The sequence below is a fragment of the Cellulomonas bogoriensis 69B4 = DSM 16987 genome, assembly GCF_000767165.1.
GTDB classification, from domain to species: domain Bacteria; phylum Actinomycetota; class Actinomycetes; order Actinomycetales; family Cellulomonadaceae; genus Actinotalea; species Actinotalea bogoriensis.
Map to the genome: position 1 here is coordinate 1 of NZ_AXCZ01000053.1, position 16,494 is coordinate 16,494.

General features: G+C 70.0%; 12 protein-coding genes, 1 other RNA gene and 1 pseudogene. 9 read left to right on the top strand and 5 right to left on the bottom strand.

Annotation, left to right across the window (positions count from 1 at the left end; genetic code table 11):
* Positions 1 to 196: pseudogene (locus tag N869_RS17695) on the top strand (IS1634 family transposase); the annotation flags it as partial.
* 109 nt (positions 197 to 305) lie between these two features.
* Here N869_RS17695 and N869_RS06930 read toward each other — a convergent pair.
* From N869_RS06930 to N869_RS06945, 4 genes are all read right to left on the bottom strand, one after another.
* Positions 306 to 1,289, bottom strand: coding sequence for a carbohydrate ABC transporter permease (locus tag N869_RS06930; RefSeq protein ID WP_198025990.1), 984 nt, complete (start codon positions 1,287 to 1,289; stop codon positions 306 to 308).
* A complete protein-coding gene (locus N869_RS06935) occupies positions 1,286 to 2,320 on the bottom strand; it encodes a carbohydrate ABC transporter permease (RefSeq protein ID WP_084136581.1) in 1,035 nt (344 codons plus the stop codon). The genes N869_RS06930 and N869_RS06935 overlap by 4 nt, the downstream gene beginning before the upstream one ends.
* A 139-nt stretch (positions 2,321 to 2,459) precedes the next feature.
* On the bottom strand, positions 2,460 to 3,764 hold the full coding sequence (locus N869_RS06940; RefSeq protein WP_035059595.1) for an ABC transporter substrate-binding protein: 1,305 nt from the start codon (positions 3,762 to 3,764) through the stop codon (positions 2,460 to 2,462).
* 286 nt (positions 3,765 to 4,050) lie between these two features.
* Positions 4,051 to 6,666, bottom strand: coding sequence for a glycoside hydrolase family 2 protein (locus tag N869_RS06945; protein WP_232229644.1), 2,616 nt, complete (start codon positions 6,664 to 6,666; stop codon positions 4,051 to 4,053).
* 84 nt (positions 6,667 to 6,750) lie between these two features.
* On the opposite strand from N869_RS06945, the gene prfB reads away from it, so the two are divergent.
* A complete protein-coding gene (gene prfB / locus N869_RS06950) occupies positions 6,751 to 7,863 on the top strand; it encodes a peptide chain release factor 2 (protein WP_035059597.1) in 1,113 nt (370 codons plus the stop codon).
* A gap of 120 nt (positions 7,864 to 7,983) precedes the next feature.
* On the opposite strand, the gene N869_RS06955 is transcribed toward prfB, so the two are convergent.
* On the bottom strand, positions 7,984 to 9,345 hold the full coding sequence (locus N869_RS06955; protein ID WP_052105183.1) for a ferredoxin reductase family protein: 1,362 nt from the start codon (positions 9,343 to 9,345) through the stop codon (positions 7,984 to 7,986).
* A gap of 272 nt (positions 9,346 to 9,617) precedes the next feature.
* On the opposite strand from N869_RS06955, the gene ftsE reads away from it, so the two are divergent.
* The 7 genes from ftsE to ssrA form a co-directional block, all read left to right on the top strand.
* Positions 9,618 to 10,307, top strand: coding sequence for a cell division ATP-binding protein FtsE (gene ftsE / locus N869_RS06960; protein ID WP_035059599.1), 690 nt, complete (start codon positions 9,618 to 9,620; stop codon positions 10,305 to 10,307).
* A complete protein-coding gene (gene ftsX, locus N869_RS06965) occupies positions 10,307 to 11,221 on the top strand; it encodes a permease-like cell division protein FtsX (RefSeq protein ID WP_035059601.1) in 915 nt (304 codons plus the stop codon). Before ftsE ends, ftsX begins: the two co-directional genes overlap by 1 nt.
* Positions 11,222 to 11,226: 5 nt before the next feature.
* Positions 11,227 to 12,639, top strand: a complete 1,413-nt coding sequence (locus N869_RS18745) for a M23 family metallopeptidase (RefSeq protein WP_035059603.1) — start codon at positions 11,227 to 11,229, stop codon at positions 12,637 to 12,639.
* A gap of 65 nt (positions 12,640 to 12,704) precedes the next feature.
* The gene (gene smpB, locus N869_RS06975) at positions 12,705 to 13,175 is read left to right on the top strand and encodes an SsrA-binding protein SmpB (RefSeq protein ID WP_035059605.1); all 471 of its coding nucleotides are present in this window, start codon (positions 12,705 to 12,707) and stop codon (positions 13,173 to 13,175) included.
* Positions 13,172 to 14,998, top strand: coding sequence for a DUF2207 domain-containing protein (locus N869_RS06980; RefSeq protein ID WP_052105184.1), 1,827 nt, complete (start codon positions 13,172 to 13,174; stop codon positions 14,996 to 14,998). Before smpB ends, N869_RS06980 begins: the two co-directional genes overlap by 4 nt.
* Positions 14,999 to 15,066: 68 nt before the next feature.
* Complete coding sequence (locus N869_RS16475; RefSeq protein ID WP_052105185.1) at positions 15,067 to 15,996, top strand: GGDEF domain-containing protein; 930 nt, start codon at positions 15,067 to 15,069, stop codon at positions 15,994 to 15,996.
* Positions 15,997 to 16,128: 132 nt separating this feature from the next.
* Positions 16,129 to 16,494: a transfer-messenger RNA gene (ssrA, locus tag N869_RS16915) on the top strand; the annotation flags it as partial.

Here is a 16,494-nt window from a genome sequence, read left to right on the forward strand (position 1 = left end):
GTTCACCGCCCTGGCCGTTTCCCGCGAGGTCCAGCGACGCTCTGGACTCGCGATCCGCAACGTCATCCGCCAACTCAGGCCGCTGCGCTCGGCGACCATCACGGCCAACGGCGCCACCCAGACCATCCCGCCGCAGATCGACGCCGACCGACAAGCCATCATCGACGCCCTCACGACCAGAAATCTCAGGCACTAAGCGAATGACCGAACTCAGGCCTGACGCGACCGGCACTCGAGCCGCATACGACCGACCCCGCCTCCTGGTGCGGTGCTCACCGGGAGACGGGGTCGGGAACTGCGGGAGGTCAGGCCTTGACGGCACCCTCCATGATGCCGCGCACGATCTGCTTGCCCGCGACGAACAGCAGCAGGATCAGCGGCAGGGTGGCCAGGAACGAGCCAGCGAGAACGATGCGGTACCGGACGTAGTTGCCCGACGCGAGGTCGCTCAGTGCCACACCGATCGTCTTGTTGTCGGTACCGCCAAGAGCGATGAGCGCCCACTGGAACTCGTTCCAGGTGCCGACCGCGGTCAGCAGACCGAGCACGCCCAGTGCGGGGCGCACGATCGGAAGCACCAGGTTCCAGTAGACGCGGAACGTCGAGGCCCCGTCCACCCGTGCGGACTCGATGAGCTCGTCCGGGACCGAGTCCTGGATGAACTGGCGCATGTAGAACACACCGAACGCCGTGACCAGCCCCGGCACGATCACCGAGACGAGCTGCCCCTCCCAGCCGAACTGGGAGATGATGATGTACAGCGCGACCACACCGAGCTGGTTGGGGATCGTGAGCGTCAGGATCACGATGACCATCAGCTTGTCGCGGCCCTTGAACTTGAGCTTCGCGAACGCGAAACCGGCGAGCGAGCAGAAGAACAGCATGCCCGCCGTGACCAGGGTCGTGACGATGACGCTGTTGACCATCGAGCTCGCGAACTGGGCGTTGGCGTACGAGCGCCCCTGCTCCGAGACGTTGCCGAGCACGACCCCGACGTTGTGCAGGAAGTTGTCCCCCGGGACGACCTGCGGAGGGATCCGCGCCAGCGTGGCGTCGGTGCCGGTCGCCACGACGAACATCCAGTAGAGCGGGAACGCCGAGCCGAGGATCGCGGTGATCAGCAGAAGGTAGTTCCAGAACCCCGCGGAGGTGTCCTGAGGTGAACGCCCCAGCAGCGCCGCCTTGCGCCGCGGGCTGCCGTCGGTGGGACGGATCTCCTTGGTGGGTGTCGCCCCGGCCATGCCCGTCGTGGGGGCGTCACCGGTGACAGCGGTGCCGCTGGTGCTCATCGCTTACCTCCGCCGAGCTTGTTGGCCAGGAACGCGTTGAAGGACGCGAGGACCACGATGATCAGGAACAGGGCCCACGACATCGCTGCGGCGTAGCCGAGGTTCCCGTTCTTCCATCCCGTCTGGTAGATCAGGACCCCGACCGTCTGGAACTGTCCTCGGGTGCCGCCGGACGCGCTCTGGGGGTTCGTGTCGAAGAGCATCGGTTCGGTGAACAGCTGCAGACCGTTGATCGTCGAGATCACCACGGTGAACAGGACCATGGGACGGATCATCGGGACGGTGATCTTCCACAGCTGGGTCCAGGCCCCCGCACCGTCCAGGGCGGCGGCCTCGTAGACGTCCTTGGGGATCGACTGCATCGCGGCGAGGTAGAGCAGGGCGTTGTACCCGATCCACTTCCAGTTCACCATCAGCGCGATGGCGATCCACGACGTGAGCTTGGTCGCTCTCCAGTCGACACCGTCGATGATGATGCCGCCACCGAGCTCCGTGGTGACCCCCAGGAACCCGAGGACCCAGTTCGCCAAGCCGTAGTCCCGTCCGAACACCTGGGAGAACACCAGCGTCGAGGCGACGATCGGGGTGACGTAGGGCAGCAGGATGCCGACCCGGAAGAAGCTCTGCGCGCGCAGCCGCCGGTTCAGCAACGACGCGATGATCAGCGCCATGAACAGCTGCGGGACGGTCGAGAGGAAGAAGATCCCGAACGTGTTGCCCAGCGCGTTCCAGAAGCGGTCGTCACCGATCAGGCGGGTGAACTGGTCGAAGCCGGCCCAGCCGTCGGCGGCCGGGTTCCTCAGGCTCCAGCGACGGAACGCGACCACGCCGTTGAAGGCGAGGGGGAACAGCCCGAAGACGGCGAACAGGATGAAGAACGGCGAGATGAGCAGGTACGGGACCACCTTGTGGTCGAACCGGCCCCAGCGTTCGCTCCAGGTGGGCGTCTTTCGCGGGGCTGGGCTGCCGGGGCTCTCACCGGGGGGTGCGGTCGCGACATCCGTCGCGGCCCTCCCGCTGGCGGTGGACATGGAACCTCCTGGGGCGTCCGGTGCGCCGGTGCACCGGGTGGAGAGAGATGTGGGTGGCGCCTCGAGCGCCGGGCGGGGTGGGGTGCGCCGAGCCGGCGCACCCCACCCTCGTGCTCCCCGTCAGGGACGGGCGAGCCGATCAGTCCATCGCGGCGCGCTCGGCGTCGGACACCGCGCGCTCCCAGCCCTCCTCGGCCGAGACGTTGCCGCCCTGGATGTCGTTCAGGACGTTCTCGACCTCGACGCGGACCGGGCCCGCGTTACGGCCGATGTACTGCGGCTCCAGGCCGAGTGCCGTGGCCGAGAAGATCTGACCCGTGGGGGCGTTGTTGAAGAACTCGTCCGTGTGCTCCTGGATCGCCGGGTCCTCGTACAGCGCCGGCTGCGAGGGCAGGTTGCCGACGTTGTTGAAGATGGCGATCTGCTGCTCGGGCTGGATGAGCCACTCGACGAAGTCGTACGCCGCCTGGGTGTTGTCACCCTGGGCCGGGATCGTCAGCCACGACCCGCCCCAGTTGCCGCCACCGCCGGGGATGTCGGCGATGTCCCACTGGCCGGCGGTGTCCGGTGCCATGTTGCGGATGTGCCCGGTCATCCAGGCGGGGCAGGCCAGCACGGCGAAGTCGCCGTTGGCGAAGCCCGCGTTCCACTCGTCCGACCAGGCCGGGATGCCGGCGGAGATGCCCGCGTCGATCATCTGGGTGGTGAGGTCGAACGCGACCCGGGGCCCGCCGTCCATGGCGAGCTCCTCGTTCTCGGTGAAGTAGCCCACCGGCTGCTGACCCATGATCGGGTTGAACACGTTGGTGGCGTTGTCGATGAACCGGTCACCGGTCGCCTCGACGTACTCCTGGCCGACCTCGATGAAGTCCTCCCAGGTGGGCCACAGCGCCGAGACCTCGTCGCGGTCGCTGGGCAGCCCGGCCTCCTCGAAGAGGTCGTGCCGGTAGCACATGGCCAGGCCGCCGACGTCGGTACCGAGGCCGATCTGGGCCCCGTCACCGGTCATCGACTGCTGCCACTTCCACTCGAGGTACTCGCCCTCGTAGTCGCCGGCGCCCATGTCGAGCAGGTTGACGAACTGGTCGCCCTGCTCACGGAACTGCACGATGTAGTCGCCGTCGATCGCCGCGATGTCGGGGGCGCCGCTGCCCGCGATCAGGTTCTGCTGCAGGCTCTCGTGCTGGGCGTTGAACTCCCCCTCGTTGAGGCGGATCGTCACACCCTCGTTCTCGGCCTCGTACTGCTCGACCAGAGGGCCGAGGCCGAAGTCGCCCCAGAAGGCGATGCTCAGGGTGACCTCGCCGTCACCCCCGTTGTCGTTGCCGCCGCCGCCGTTGGCGCCCGGCTCCGGGTCTCCGTCGCCTCCGCATGCCGTCAGCAGGAGGGCGGATGCTGCCCCGACCGCGAGGAGGCTCGCCGGTCGGCTTCGAGTCCACTTCATGCCATATCCCCTTTGGTGGCTGTGGGTGCGCTCCCACGTTGGAGCGTTCCCACAATGTAGCCCGCGTCACATCCAGACGGAAGCAGGCGTGGTCACGAGTTGGTTACGAAGGACATTCCCTGACGAAAGCGCTGATCACAGCGGTGGTCGCGCGACCACGACGTGGACAGTCATCCGCGCCCGGTCGCCTCCACCGGCGTCCCGCAGGCCTCGCTCCCTCGCGCGGCCTCACCCCCTCCTCGGCCCCATCGCCGACCTGCCGACCTCCCCCTGCGCCCGCCGGCGGTCACCCGCCGGCGCCCCCTGCGACCAGGCCGTTCACACTCCTCAGGACCCGTGGCGACACCAGGTCCTGCGGGTCCAGATGCGCGTCGGTGCGCACCGTCACCACCGCCTCCTCGCCTGCGAGGAGCGTGACCAGCTGCCGGTCCACCCGGGCATCATCGGCCACCTTGTCCGCGAGGACGGTGGCGTCTCGCAGGAAGGCTCGCGCGCGGATCACGACGCGGTAGCCGCCATCCACCTGCTGGACATCGGTGGTGAACGGCGCACCGTGGTAGGTCAGGTCCTTGTCCTCGACCCAGAGGTGCACCGCGCGGACCGGTTCTTCGTCGCTAGCGCGGTACAGGCCCTCCTCGGGCTGCACGACCAGGATCTCCCGGTTCGGGTCGCCGGCCACGGCGACGTCGGCGGGCAGGGGCAGGACCTGCACCTCCCGCGCGGGGACGTCGAGCCCCAGCGACGCCCGCGCGAGGTCCACGCCATCCAGCGACGTCCGACCGGCCACCAGGGCCCCCGACCACACCTGGTCCGTGTCGTTCACGGCCACCACGCACAACCGGCCGCCGCGGGGCTGGACGGTCAGGACCCGTTCGGCGTACGCCGACCGCAACGCGTACCAGAGCGGCTTGAGCCGCTCGTCACCGTCGACCGCCGCCCACGACGTCACCGGCCAGCAGTCGTTCAGCTGCCACACCACGACTCCTGCCGTGCGGGGCCACCACGACCGGTAGTGCTCGAGGGCGTGCCGCACCGCGCGCGCCTGGTTGAGCTGGGTGGCCCAGTGCCAGTCCTCGAAGTCCTCGGGCACCGGCAGGTGGGGCCCCAGGCCGCGATCGAGCTTGCCGTTGCCGTCCTCGGCCTTCTGGTGCAGCAGGAACGCCGGCGACTCCTTGTGCAGCGCGTCCGGCGGCACCGCTCGGGTCAACGTGGCCCAGGTCGCCGGACCCTGCCAGCCGAACTCCGAGCAGAAGCGGGGCACGTCGTCCCGGTAGTGGGCGTAGTCCTGGCGGTTCCAGCACTCCCACTGGTGGTGGGTCCCGTGGTCGGGGTCGTTCGGGTGCCGCTCGGTGTACGGCACGTGCGGGCTGAACGGGCTGTTGTCGCTGTAGGGGCGGGTCGGGTCGAGCTCGGCGACCACCCGCGGCAGCAGCTCGGTGTAGTAGCCCAGGCCCCAGGTGCGGCCCTGCAGCTGCAGGGGCCAGCCCCAGTCCACGAACCCCCAGATGTTCTCGTTCGCCCCGTTCCACACCACCAGCGACGGGTGGCTCATGAGCCGGACGACGTTCTCCCTCGCCTCGGCCTCGACCTCTCCGCGCAGCGGCTCCTCCTCGGGGTAGGAGGCGCACGCGAACAGGAAGTCCTGCCAGACGAGCATGCCGCGCTCGTCGCACAGGTCGTAGAAGTCCTCGTCCTCGTAGATGCCCCCGCCCCAGATCCGCAGCAGGTTGAGGTTCGCCGCGGCCGCCTGGTCGATGCGGCGGGCGTAGCGGTCGCGATCCACCCGGGTCAGGAAGTGGTCGTCCGGGATCCAGTTGGCGCCCTTGACGAACACCGGGCGGCCGTTGACGTGCACCGTGAACGGTGTCCCGTGCTCGTCGGGCTCGGTGTCCACGTGCACGCTGCGGAACCCGATTCGCCGCTCGACACGGGCCAGGACGTCGTGACCGTCGACGGTCGCGAGCTCCACGGTCAGGTCGTAGCGGGGCTGGGCCCCGTAGCCCCGCGGCCACCACAGCGCCACGTCCGGGACCACCACCGCCACGGTCGCCGACGTCGCACCCGGCGCCAGCTCCACGGTCGCCGAGGCCGGCCGACCGCCGGGCTCACCGACCGGTCCCTGGACCCGGACGTCCAGCCGCAACGGCACCTCGTCGGTGTCGCCCGAAGGTGCGGGCAGACCCGAGCGCTCGACGTCCACGTGCACCGTGACCGTGCCCGCCACGCCGTGCTGCCCGGGCTCCACGGTCACCAAGGGGCGCACCTGCGCCAGGCGTGCGACGCGCCACCGCTCCAGGCCGACGGGGCGCCACATCCCCGCGGTCTGCAGGTCCGGTCCCCAGTCCCAGCCGAAGCTGCAGGCCATCTTGCGCACCATGTTGAACGGGTGCGGGTAGACGTGCTCGCGCCGCCCCAGCTCGCGCTCCACGGCCTCGGCGTGCTCCAGGGCCGAGGCGAACGTCACCTCCAGGCGCGCCGCCCCGGACGCGAGCCGGTCGCGGACGTCCACGCGGTGGCTGCGGTGCTGGTTCACCGTCCGCAGCACCTCGTGGCCGTCGATGGCGACGGTCGCCACCGTGTCCAGCCCGCGCATGACGAGGTCGACCCGCTCGTCGTCGGCGGGGGGCTCGACGTGGAGGTCGGTCGCGTAGCGCCAGGTGGTGCGGTGGGCCCAGACCAGCTCCTCCTCGTTCCGGTCCACGTACGGGTCGGGGATCAACCCTGCCGCCAGCAGATCGGTGTGAGCGCTCCCAGGGACCTGGGCGGGCACCGTCTTCCCGCGCAACCGCTCAGGGACCGGGCCGTCGAGGGCCTCCAGGGCCCAGCCGTCGTGCAGGGTGTGGAAGGCCGGGAGCGTCGTTCCAGGCACGTGCGTCATGGGCGTGGCCCTCTCGTTCGTCATCGACTCGAGCGCAGACTTCCTCAGGCAACCGAACGAACCATAGCCGCCGCGGTCCCCCGAACGAAGAAGGTAGCCTGGTCGGTCGTGGCAGCAACCGACTTCTCCGCCGAGCTCACCGCCCTGCGCACCACCCTGGGGACGATCAGGGCCGTCACCGACCCCGACGCGCTGCGTGAACGCATCGCCGAGCTCTCGGACCAGGCGTCCGCCCCTGACCTGTGGGACGACGCGGACGCGGCGCAGAAGGTCACCTCGGCGTTGTCCCACGCCCAGAGCGACCTGGACCGCATCGAGGGGTTCGAGCAGCGCATCGACGACCTCGACACCCTGGTCGAGATGGCCCGTGAGGAGAACGACGCCGAGACCCTCGAGGACGCCGAGAAGGAGCTCGCGACCCTGCGCAGGGACCTCGGCGCGCTCGAGGTGCGCACCCTCCTGAGCGGCGAGTACGACGCACGCGAGGCCGTCGTCACCATCCGGGCCGGTGCCGGCGGCGTGGACGCGGCGGACTTCGCCGAGATGCTCCTGCGGATGTACCTGCGCTGGGCCGAGCGACACGGCTACCCCACCGCCGTGCTCGACACGTCCTACGCCGAGGAGGCCGGGCTGAAGTCGGCCACCTTCGAGGTCAAGTCGCCCTACGCCTACGGGACCCTGTCCGTCGAGGCCGGCACCCACCGCCTGGTGCGGATCTCGCCGTTCGACAACCAGGGACGGCGCCAGACGTCGTTCGCCGCGGTCGAGGTGGTGCCCCTGATCGAGCAGACCGACCACATCGACATCCCCGAGAACGAGATCAAGGTGGACGTGTTCCGCTCCTCCGGGCCCGGTGGGCAGTCCGTCAACACCACCGACTCCGCGGTGCGCCTGACCCACATCCCCACCGGGACCGTGGTGTCGATGCAGAACGAGAAGAGCCAGATCCAGAACCGTGCGGCCGCCATGCGCGTCCTGCAGTCCCGGCTGCTCGTGCTGCGGCAGGCGGAGGAGAAGGCGACCCAGAAGGAGCTCGCCGGGGACATCAAGGCCAGCTGGGGCGACCAGATGCGCTCCTACGTCCTGCAGCCGTACCAGATGGTCAAGGACCTGCGCACCGAGCACGAGGTCGGGAACCCCTCCTCGGTGTTCGACGGCGACATCGACGGGTTCATCGAGGCGGGCATCCGGTGGCGCCGGGGTCAGGACGCCCAGGCCTGACGGGCCCGGGGTCAGTTCTGGATCGCGAGCAGGGCGAACACCACCACAGCGGCGAGCAGCAGGCCGGCCTTGATCCACACCGCGGTCCGGACGAGCTGATGACGCACAGCAGCCACCTCCTCAGACGAGCTCGAACAGCTCGAGGTTGACGTGGTCGGTCGGGACGCCCCGCTCGGCCAGGGCGGCCTGCACGGCGTCGGTCATGGGCACGGGCCCGCACAGGAAGTACCGGGCCCTCTCGAACCCCTCACCCAGGTGACGGTCCAGCACGTCACCGTCGATGAAGCCCGTCTCGCCCTCCCACCCCTGCGGCGGGTCGTCCAGGACGTGGACGACGGTGAGGTCGAGGCGGTCACCCAGCTCCTCCACCTCCTGCCGGTACGGGGCGGCCTCCAGGGACGGGTTGCCCAGCAGCAGCAGGCAGGGCCGTGAGTCGCCGCGGTCGGCGAGGGTGCGCAGCATGCTCAGGACCGGCGCGATGCCGATGCCGCCGGCGACGAACACGAACCGGGGGCCCTCCTGCCGCTCGTAGCTGAAGACCCCGTACGGGCCGTCCAGGTACGCGCGGGTGCCCGGCTCGAGCTCCCCGATCCGGGACGTGAAGTCCCCCGCCTCCGAGATCGCGAACTGCACCGATCCCGGTTCCTCCGCCGACGAGGCGATCGAGAAGGGGTGCTCCCGCACCGCGAACGGGCTGCGCCCGAACGTCAGCCAGGCGAACTGCCCGGGCACGAACCGGATCCCGTCGTGACCCACGGGGCTGAGCTCGACCGTCCACGCCGACCCGTTGGCGGGCGTGACCGAGGTGACCCGCCACGGCCGCCGCCGGATCCGCAGCGGCTGGATCAGGTACACGTTGGCGAGCAGTGCGACGAACGCCAGGGACATGACCGCCCACAGGGTGCGCTTCCAGGGGCCGTCGACGTAGTAGCCGACCTGCTCGATGTGCAGCAGCGCCGCGATCACCACGACCGTGGCCAGGATGCCGTGCAGCACACGCCAGACCTCGTACCGCAGCCGCAGCGGGCGCCGCCACACCGACGTGGCGACCAGGGCGAGCAGCGCCGCCACGGACAGGACCCCGAACCGTGCCTGCCAGTCGGCCTCCACCACGTTCAGGACCTCGAGCATCTCGGGCCGGCGCACGAAGATGATCACGGGGTGGGCCAGCACGAACGCCATCGCCACGTACGAGATCTCGCGGTGGTACTGCAGCACCGCGTCCAACCCGAACGGGGCGTTCACCGCCGAGAACCGGCTCACGACGGCGAACTGCAGGCCCAGCATCGACAGCCCCACGAAGCCCAGGCCTACCGAGATCTCGGTCCACAGGTCACGCCCGGGTGGCGGGTCGGCGAGCACCGCGATCATCAGCGGGGTGACCGCCACCAGCAGGTACAGCATGAACCAGGCGGCCCCACCGACCGCGACGCCGGACCCGCCGGCACCCGGTCGTCGCTCCTGACCCGTGGTCGGCGCCATGACCCTCCCGGTTCTCGCCACGTGGTGCGGGCACCGCACCTTCTCCCGACATCCACGGTGCACGCCGGAGCGTGTCCCCGCACCCCGAGTGGCACCGACTGTCATGGTCTGTGACTGCTTGTCCGGATTCGCCACGGGTCCGGCGGCCGGGGGCGGCGTGTCATGCCCGATCCACACCGTGCACCTGCCTACGCTCGTCCCGGCGCGAGCCGCGACCGCTGTCAGGCCGCGACCCGCGCCGTGTCCACGCCCCCCTCAGACTGGCCCAACCTGTGATCCGATTCGAGAACGTCACCAAGGTCTACGCCCGTGGCGCACGCCCGGCGCTGGACGCCATCGACCTGGAGGTCGAGCGCGGGGAGTTCGTGTTCCTCGTGGGCGCGTCCGGGTCGGGCAAGTCGACCTTCCTGCGGTTGGTGCTGCGTGAGGAGCGCCCCACCGGAGGGCGCGTGTTCGTGGCCGGTCGCAACCTGTCGACGCTGTCCACGTGGAAGGTCCCGCACCTGCGCCGGCAGATGGGCGCGGTGTTCCAGGACTTCAGGCTGCTGCCCAACAAGACCGTGTTCGAGAACGTGGCGTTCGCCCTGCAGGTCATCGGCAGGCCCCGGCACCACATCCTCACCACCGTCCCCGACACCCTGGAGCTGGTGGGGCTGGGCGGCAAGGAGAAGCGCCTGCCCCACGAGCTGTCCGGCGGTGAGCAGCAGCGTGTGGCGATCGCCCGCGCGTTCGTCAACCGCCCGTCGATCCTGCTGGCGGACGAACCCACCGGGAACCTCGACCCCACGACCTCGGTGGGGATCATGCGACTGCTGGACCGCATCAACAGGACGGGAACCACGGTGGTCATGGCCACCCACGACGACGAGATCGTCGACCAGATGCGCAAGCGGGTCGTGGAGCTGGAGATGGGCCAGATGGTCCGCGACCAGTCGCGTGGCGTCTACGGATCGGGGCGCTGATGAGACTCCAGTTCATCCTGTCCGAGATCGGGATCGGCCTGCGCCGCAACCTGTCGATGGCCGTCTCGGTGATCCTGGTGACGTTCGTGTCGCTGACGTTCGTCGGCGCGGCAGGCCTGCTCCAGCTGCAGATCGACGCGATGAAGGACGACTGGTACGACCGCGTCGAGGTCACCATCTACCTGTGCCCCGAGGAGTCCGACGCCGCCACCTGCGCCGCCGGCGAGACCACCGAGGAGCAGACCACGGCGCTGTGGGACGAGCTCAACTCCGAGGCGCTGGACCCCTACGTGGCCGAGGCGTTCTACGAGAGCCAGGAGGACGCGTTCGCGGCGTTCCAGGAACGGTTCGCCGACGAGTGGTGGGCCCAGGGCCTGACGGCCGACCAGATGCAGGCCTCGTTCCGCGTCTCGCTGGTGGACCCCGCCCAGTACCAGGTCGTGGCCGACATGTTCACCGGCCGTCAGGGCGTGGAGGACGTGCGTGACCCGCGCGCGGTCGTCGAGCCGTTGATCCTGGTCATGAACCGCCTGAGCCTGGTCGCCGCAGGGATCGCCGGGGTCATGCTGCTCGCCGCGGTGCTGCTGATCACGACGACGATCCGACTCTCGGCGATGAGCAGGCGCCGTGAGACAGGCATCATGAGACTCGTGGGGGCGTCGAACCTGTTCATCCAGCTGCCGTTCATGCTCGAGGGCGCGATCGCGGCGACCATCGGTGCTGCGCTGTCCGTGGCCGGGCTGTGGTTCGGGGTGCACTACCTGGTCGAGGACTGGTTGGCGCAGTCCATCCAGTTCATCCCGTACGTGGGCACCGACGAGGTCTGGTTGCTCGCCCCGGCACTGGTGGGAATCGCGATCTTGCTCGCGACGATCTCATCTGTGGTGACATTGAGCCGATACACGAAGGTGTGAGGACCATGAGCAGCCGACGCCCACGCATCGCCCTGGCCGGGGTGCTGGCCGCTGCCGTCCTGGCGACGGGGCTGGCCGTGCCCGGCCTGCCCGCGACCGCCGACAACCTCCGGGACGAGCGATCCCGCACCGAGCAGAACCAGCAGCGCACCGAGCGCGCCCTGGAAGAGCTCGAGGAGCACCTGGAGGACACCAGCCGGGAGCTGCTCCAGGCCCAGGTCGAGCTCGAAGCGATCCAGGGACGCATCCCGGCCGCCGAGGCCGAGCTCGCCGCGGCCCAGGACCAGCTCGTCCAGCTGCAGCGTGAGGCCCAGCTGATCGCCGAGCGCCTCGACGTCGCCGAGGCCGAGGAGTCGACGATCACCGGGCAGATCGACACCGACTCCGAGCGGGCCGGCCTGATCCGCTCGGCCATCGGGCAGATGGCTCGTGAGGCGTACAAGGGCGACATGACGGCCTCGTCGCTGTCGGCGGTGCTCGGCGCCCAGGACACCGACGAGTTCGTCGAGCAGTCCGCGATGGCGTCCACGGCCCTGCGGACCCAGACCCAGGCGCTGCGCGACCTGGAGCAGATCAACGGGGTCAACCGCAACCGGCAGGCCCGGTTGACCGCGGTGCGCGAGCAGATCGTCGAGCTGAAGGCCGAGGCCGACGCGAAGGTCGTCGAGGCCGAGGAGGCCCGCGCCCAGGCCGAGGCCCGACGCATCGAGCTGGACGAGCTGCTGGGGCAGCAGGAGGTGCGGCTGGCGCAGATCGAGTCCCAGCGCGCCGACCAGCTCGCCCAGCAGGCGCGGCTGGAGTCCGAGCAGGCGTCGATCGCCGCCGACCTCCAGGAGATCATCCGGCGTGAGGAGCAGCAGCGGCAGCGGGAGCTCGAGGCCGAGCGCAAGCGCCAGGAGGAGGCCGAGCGACGCCGCCAGGAGGCCTCCCGCAGCTCGGGCGGCTCCAGCGGTGGGTCCTCGGGCGGCTCGTCCAGCAGCGGCGGGTCCAGCGGAGGGTCCTCCTCGAGCGGCTCTCCCCTGGCGTTCCCCAGCCCGATGAACCCCCCGGTCGTCACGTCCCACTACGGCTACCGCATCCACCCGGTGTACGGGTACCGGCGCCTGCACGCGGGCACGGACTTCCGGGCGTACTGCGGCACCCCGATCATCTCCGCCGGGGACGGCACCGTGGAGTGGGCGTACTACCGCGGTGGGTTCGGCAACCAGGTGATGGTCAACCACGGCCGCCACAACGGCTCGTCGCTGATGTCGAGCTACAGCCACCTGTCGCGCTTCGCGGTGCGGGCCGGTGACCGGGTGAGGACCGGTCAGGTCATCGGGTACTCCGGCACCACCGGGACGTCCACGGCCTGCCACCTGCACTTCGAGGTGTACATCGACGGGCAGACCCGCAACCCGATGAACTACTTGCCCTGAGCGGTCACGGGTAGGCCCCGGTAAACCTCACGACTCGGGCACGGTCGGTCCCCTAACCTGGGGGTATGGCCAAGGAGACCGGACGCAAGCTCGTGGCGTCCAACAAGAAGGCACGCCACGACTACCACATCGACGACACGTTCGAGGCCGGTCTGGTGCTGACCGGCACCGAGGTGAAGGCCCTGCGCGCCGGCAGGGCGTCCTTGGTCGACGGCTTCGCCAGCATCGACCGCGGTGAGGCGTGGCTCGAAGGGGTGCACATCCCCGAGTACACCGAGGGCACGTGGACCAACCACGCCCCGCGTCGCAAGCGCAAGCTCCTCCTGCACCGTCGGCAGATCGACGAGCTGGCCATGGAGTCGCAGGCCAAGGGGCGCACCATCGTGCCGCTTGCCCTGTACTTCGTCGACGGTCGCGCCAAGGTCGAGATCGCCCTCGCCCGGGGCAAGAAGGAGTACGACAAGCGGCACGCCCTGCGTGAACGGCAGGAGCTGCGCGAGGCGCAGGCCGCGATGAGCCTGCGGAAGAACCGTTGAGGCGCCTGCCCACGGCCCTCGCCCTCAGCGCACTGATCGGCGCCCTGCTCGGGCTCGGCGCCGCCTCCCCCGCGGCCGCGAACCCGGACGACGACCACGTCGCCCGCTACGACATGGTCGTGGACCTGCAGCACGACGGCCGGGCCGACGTCTCCTTGACCTTGGTCATGGACTTCGGGACCGAACCGAACCGCGGGCCGTACCTGACATTCGTCTCACGGCAGGAGGTCGACGAGAACTACGACCGCCTCTACCTGTTCAGCGACGTGACCGCCACCAGCCCCACCGCGCCCACACCCGTCCACGTGGAGGACGAGGGCGGCATCACCGCCATCCGCATCGGGGACCCGGACCGTCGGGAGCTCACCGGCAAGCACACCTACCAGGTGCGGTTCACCGTCGACGGCTGGGTGAACACCGGCCGGCACCTGGGCGAGGACCGTGACGAGCTGTACCTCAACGTGCTCTCCAACTGGGACCTGACCGTCCGGGACGTGACCGTCACGGTGCAGGCGCCGTACCCGCCCCAGGACGCCGAGTGCTGGGTGGGGCGCGGCGAGGCGACGCCGTGCGAGGACTCAGCCGCCAGCCCCGACGCGGCCAGCTTCGCCCAGTCGGTGGTCCACCCCGGTGAGGCGTTCACCGTGGGCGCCGCCTACCCCCGGGGGACGTTCCCCACCGCCGACCCGATCCTGGTGGAGCGTCAGCGCCTGTCGGACTCGTTCGCCGTCACCCCGGTCACCGTCCCGCTCGCCGCACTCCTCGCCATCGGCGGGACCTGGCTGGTGGTGCGCACCATCCGCCGCGAGGGCACCGACGAGCAGTACATCGGCCTGACACCCGGCCTGACACCGCCACCTGGGCACGACGCCCCCGTCGGACCGAAGGTCAAGGCACCGGTGGCGGTCCGGTTCACCCCGCCGGAGGGCCTGCGGGCCGGCGAGCTGGGCACCCTCATCGACCAGAGGGCCGACCCCCACGACGTCACCGCGACCATCATCGACCTCGCGGTGCGCGGGTACCTGCGCATCGAGGACGTCAACGAGGTCAAGAACGGGCGGCGTGAGTGGCGCCTGGTCCCGTTGCCCCGTGACGTCACGACCCTCTTGCCGCACGAGCGCACCCTGCTGATGGGCCTGTTCCCGGAGGCGGAGCCGACGTTGCTGTCGGAGCTGCGCACCACGTTCCACACGTCGATGACGAAGGTCCAGGACGAGCTGTACGAGGAGGTCACCCGCCAGGGCTGGTTCCGCGGCAACCCGAAGCTCGCGCGCGCGAGCTGGCTCAGCCGGGCCACCGGTGTCCTGGTGGTCGGGCTGGCAGCGGCGATCCTCCTGCCGATCCTGACGTCGTGGGGCCTGGTGGGGCTGGCGGCGGCCGTGCCCGGCGTGGTCATGATGTTCGTGGTGCCCATGGCCCCGGCCCGCACCGCCAAGGGAACGGCCATCCTGACCCAGACCACGGGGTTCCGCCGGTACCTGGAGACCGCCGAGGCCGACCAGCTGCGGTTCGAGGAGGGCGAGGACGTGTTCAGCCGCTACCTGCCGTTCGCGGTCGCGTTCGGGCTGACCGAGCGGTGGTCGAAGGTGTTCACCGACCTCGCCGCGCAGGGCCGCCCCCTGCCCGAGCCCACCTGGTACGTGGGCGCGTGGGGCGCGGGCTTCTGGGCCGGTGCCTCGAACCTGGGCACGGAGCTGTCGTCGTTCACCTCGACGCTGGACACGGCTGTCGCGGCGCCGTCCACGGGCGGTTCCGGTGGCAGCTTCAGCGGGGGCGGGTTCTCCGGCGGTGGGGTCGGCGGTGGTGGCGGCGGCTCCTGGTAGATCTTGCTCATCCCCGTCCTGGACGTGCCGATGTAGAGAGCACTATGTCCCCTGGGCGAGGAGCGAGCATGGGCGTCCGTGTCACCAGGGGTGGGAGCACCGATGAGGTGCGAGTCCTCGCCATCGCGTGCCTGATCGTCGGGCTCGTCCTCGCCGTGACCGTGGGCATCCCCTACTCCCCCACGGCCCCCCGCGGCCTGGGTGCGGTACTGACCGCCGTCGCACTGTGCCTGGCCGGGGCGCTGCACGTGTTCCGCGACCACGTGCGACGCGCCCACCTGCACGGGGTCCTGGTGCTGGCCATCGTCCTGATCGGGGTGTGCGTGGCGTCGGCCACCACCCCCGACGGTCTGGTGCTGACGGCGATGTCGTTCATCTGGCCCGCCCTGTACAGCGCGGTGTTCCACGAGCGCCGGGCGCTGCTGCGGCACCTCGTGGCGACCGCGACGTCGCTGGGGCTCGCCCTGGCCGCGGCGGGCGCCTCGTCCGCACCGCAGACCTGGTTCTTCATCATGGCCACCACCGCCGGCATCGGGCTCGTCCTCAACAGCAGGATGCTGAGCCTGCGGGTGGAGGCCATGATCGACCCCCTGACCGGGGCGCTGTCCCGTCGGGCGTTCGACCTCGCGGCCCAGATGGAGATGGCGCGCGCGGTGCGCTCAGGCCACCCGCTGACCCTCGTGATGCTGGACCTGGACCGGTTCAAGGACATCAACGACCAGTACGGCCACGCCGCCGGTGACACGGTGCTCGCGGGCCTCGCACGGTCCTGGCGTGCGTCCATGCGCCCCGACGACGTGCTGGGCCGGTTCGGGGGTGACGAGTTCGTCATCGTCATGCCGCGCACCGACCGCGGCGAGGCCGAGGTCGTGCTCGCACGGCTGCGTCGCGACCTGTGCGACTGGTCGGCCGGGGTGGCGACGTGGCAGGGCGAGACGTACGAGGAGTGGTTCGCAGCGGCAGACAGCCGCCTGTACACCGCTAAGGCGCGCCACTGAGACCCCGACCTGCACAGACGCTCGCGCGTGCCGGGTGCGGAATAAGGGCGACGGGCACCTGGTTGGCACGTATGATTGACCTGCTCCCCCGGACGCTGCGGCACCCGGACGGAGTGCTTGACAACTGAACAGGGGGGTGATCGGTTTCGACGATGGTTGTCGATTCAGGAGAAGCGGGCCGAGGATGCATGGTCATCTCGTCAACGCTCCATGCAAACCCATAGGTGCCGATTCCAAGCGCACCGACTTCGCCCTCGCCGCCTGAGCGAGCCTCGAAGTCCGTCAGCCTGAGCTAGCTCTCGACTCAGTGTCTGGCGTCATCTAGAGGGCCACTGCTCGCAGTCCGCGTCACGGGGGCTGCGGGGACTCCTACCGTGACTGAGCCTGTCAGCGACTTGTCTGCGTGATCGCTGGGGCCGAGAAAATCGCAGCAGACTGCGCCCGGAGAAGCCCTGTCTCACTGCCGTCGGACGCGGGTTCGATTCCCGCCACCTCCAC

Excerpts from the sequence above, each read along its gene's own strand:
- N869_RS06940 (WP_035059595.1), bottom strand. The coding sequence starts at position 3,764 with ATGAAGTGGACTCGAAGCCGACCGGCGAGCCTCCTCGCGGTCGGGGCA.
- N869_RS18745 (WP_035059603.1), top strand. The coding sequence starts at position 11,227 with ATGAGCAGCCGACGCCCACGCATCGCCCTGGCCGGGGTGCTGGCCGCT.
- N869_RS06945 (WP_232229644.1), bottom strand. The coding sequence starts at position 6,666 with ATGACGAACGAGAGGGCCACGCCCATGACGCACGTGCCTGGAACGACG.
- N869_RS06935 (WP_084136581.1), bottom strand. The coding sequence starts at position 2,320 with ATGTCCACCGCCAGCGGGAGGGCCGCGACGGATGTCGCGACCGCACCC.
- N869_RS06930 (WP_198025990.1), bottom strand. The coding sequence starts at position 1,289 with ATGAGCACCAGCGGCACCGCTGTCACCGGTGACGCCCCCACGACGGGC.
- N869_RS06955 (WP_052105183.1), bottom strand. The coding sequence starts at position 9,345 with ATGGCGCCGACCACGGGTCAGGAGCGACGACCGGGTGCCGGCGGGTCC.
- ftsX (WP_035059601.1), top strand. The coding sequence starts at position 10,307 with ATGAGACTCCAGTTCATCCTGTCCGAGATCGGGATCGGCCTGCGCCGC.
- N869_RS16475 (WP_052105185.1), top strand. The coding sequence starts at position 15,067 with ATGGGCGTCCGTGTCACCAGGGGTGGGAGCACCGATGAGGTGCGAGTC.
- smpB (WP_035059605.1), top strand. The coding sequence starts at position 12,705 with ATGGCCAAGGAGACCGGACGCAAGCTCGTGGCGTCCAACAAGAAGGCA.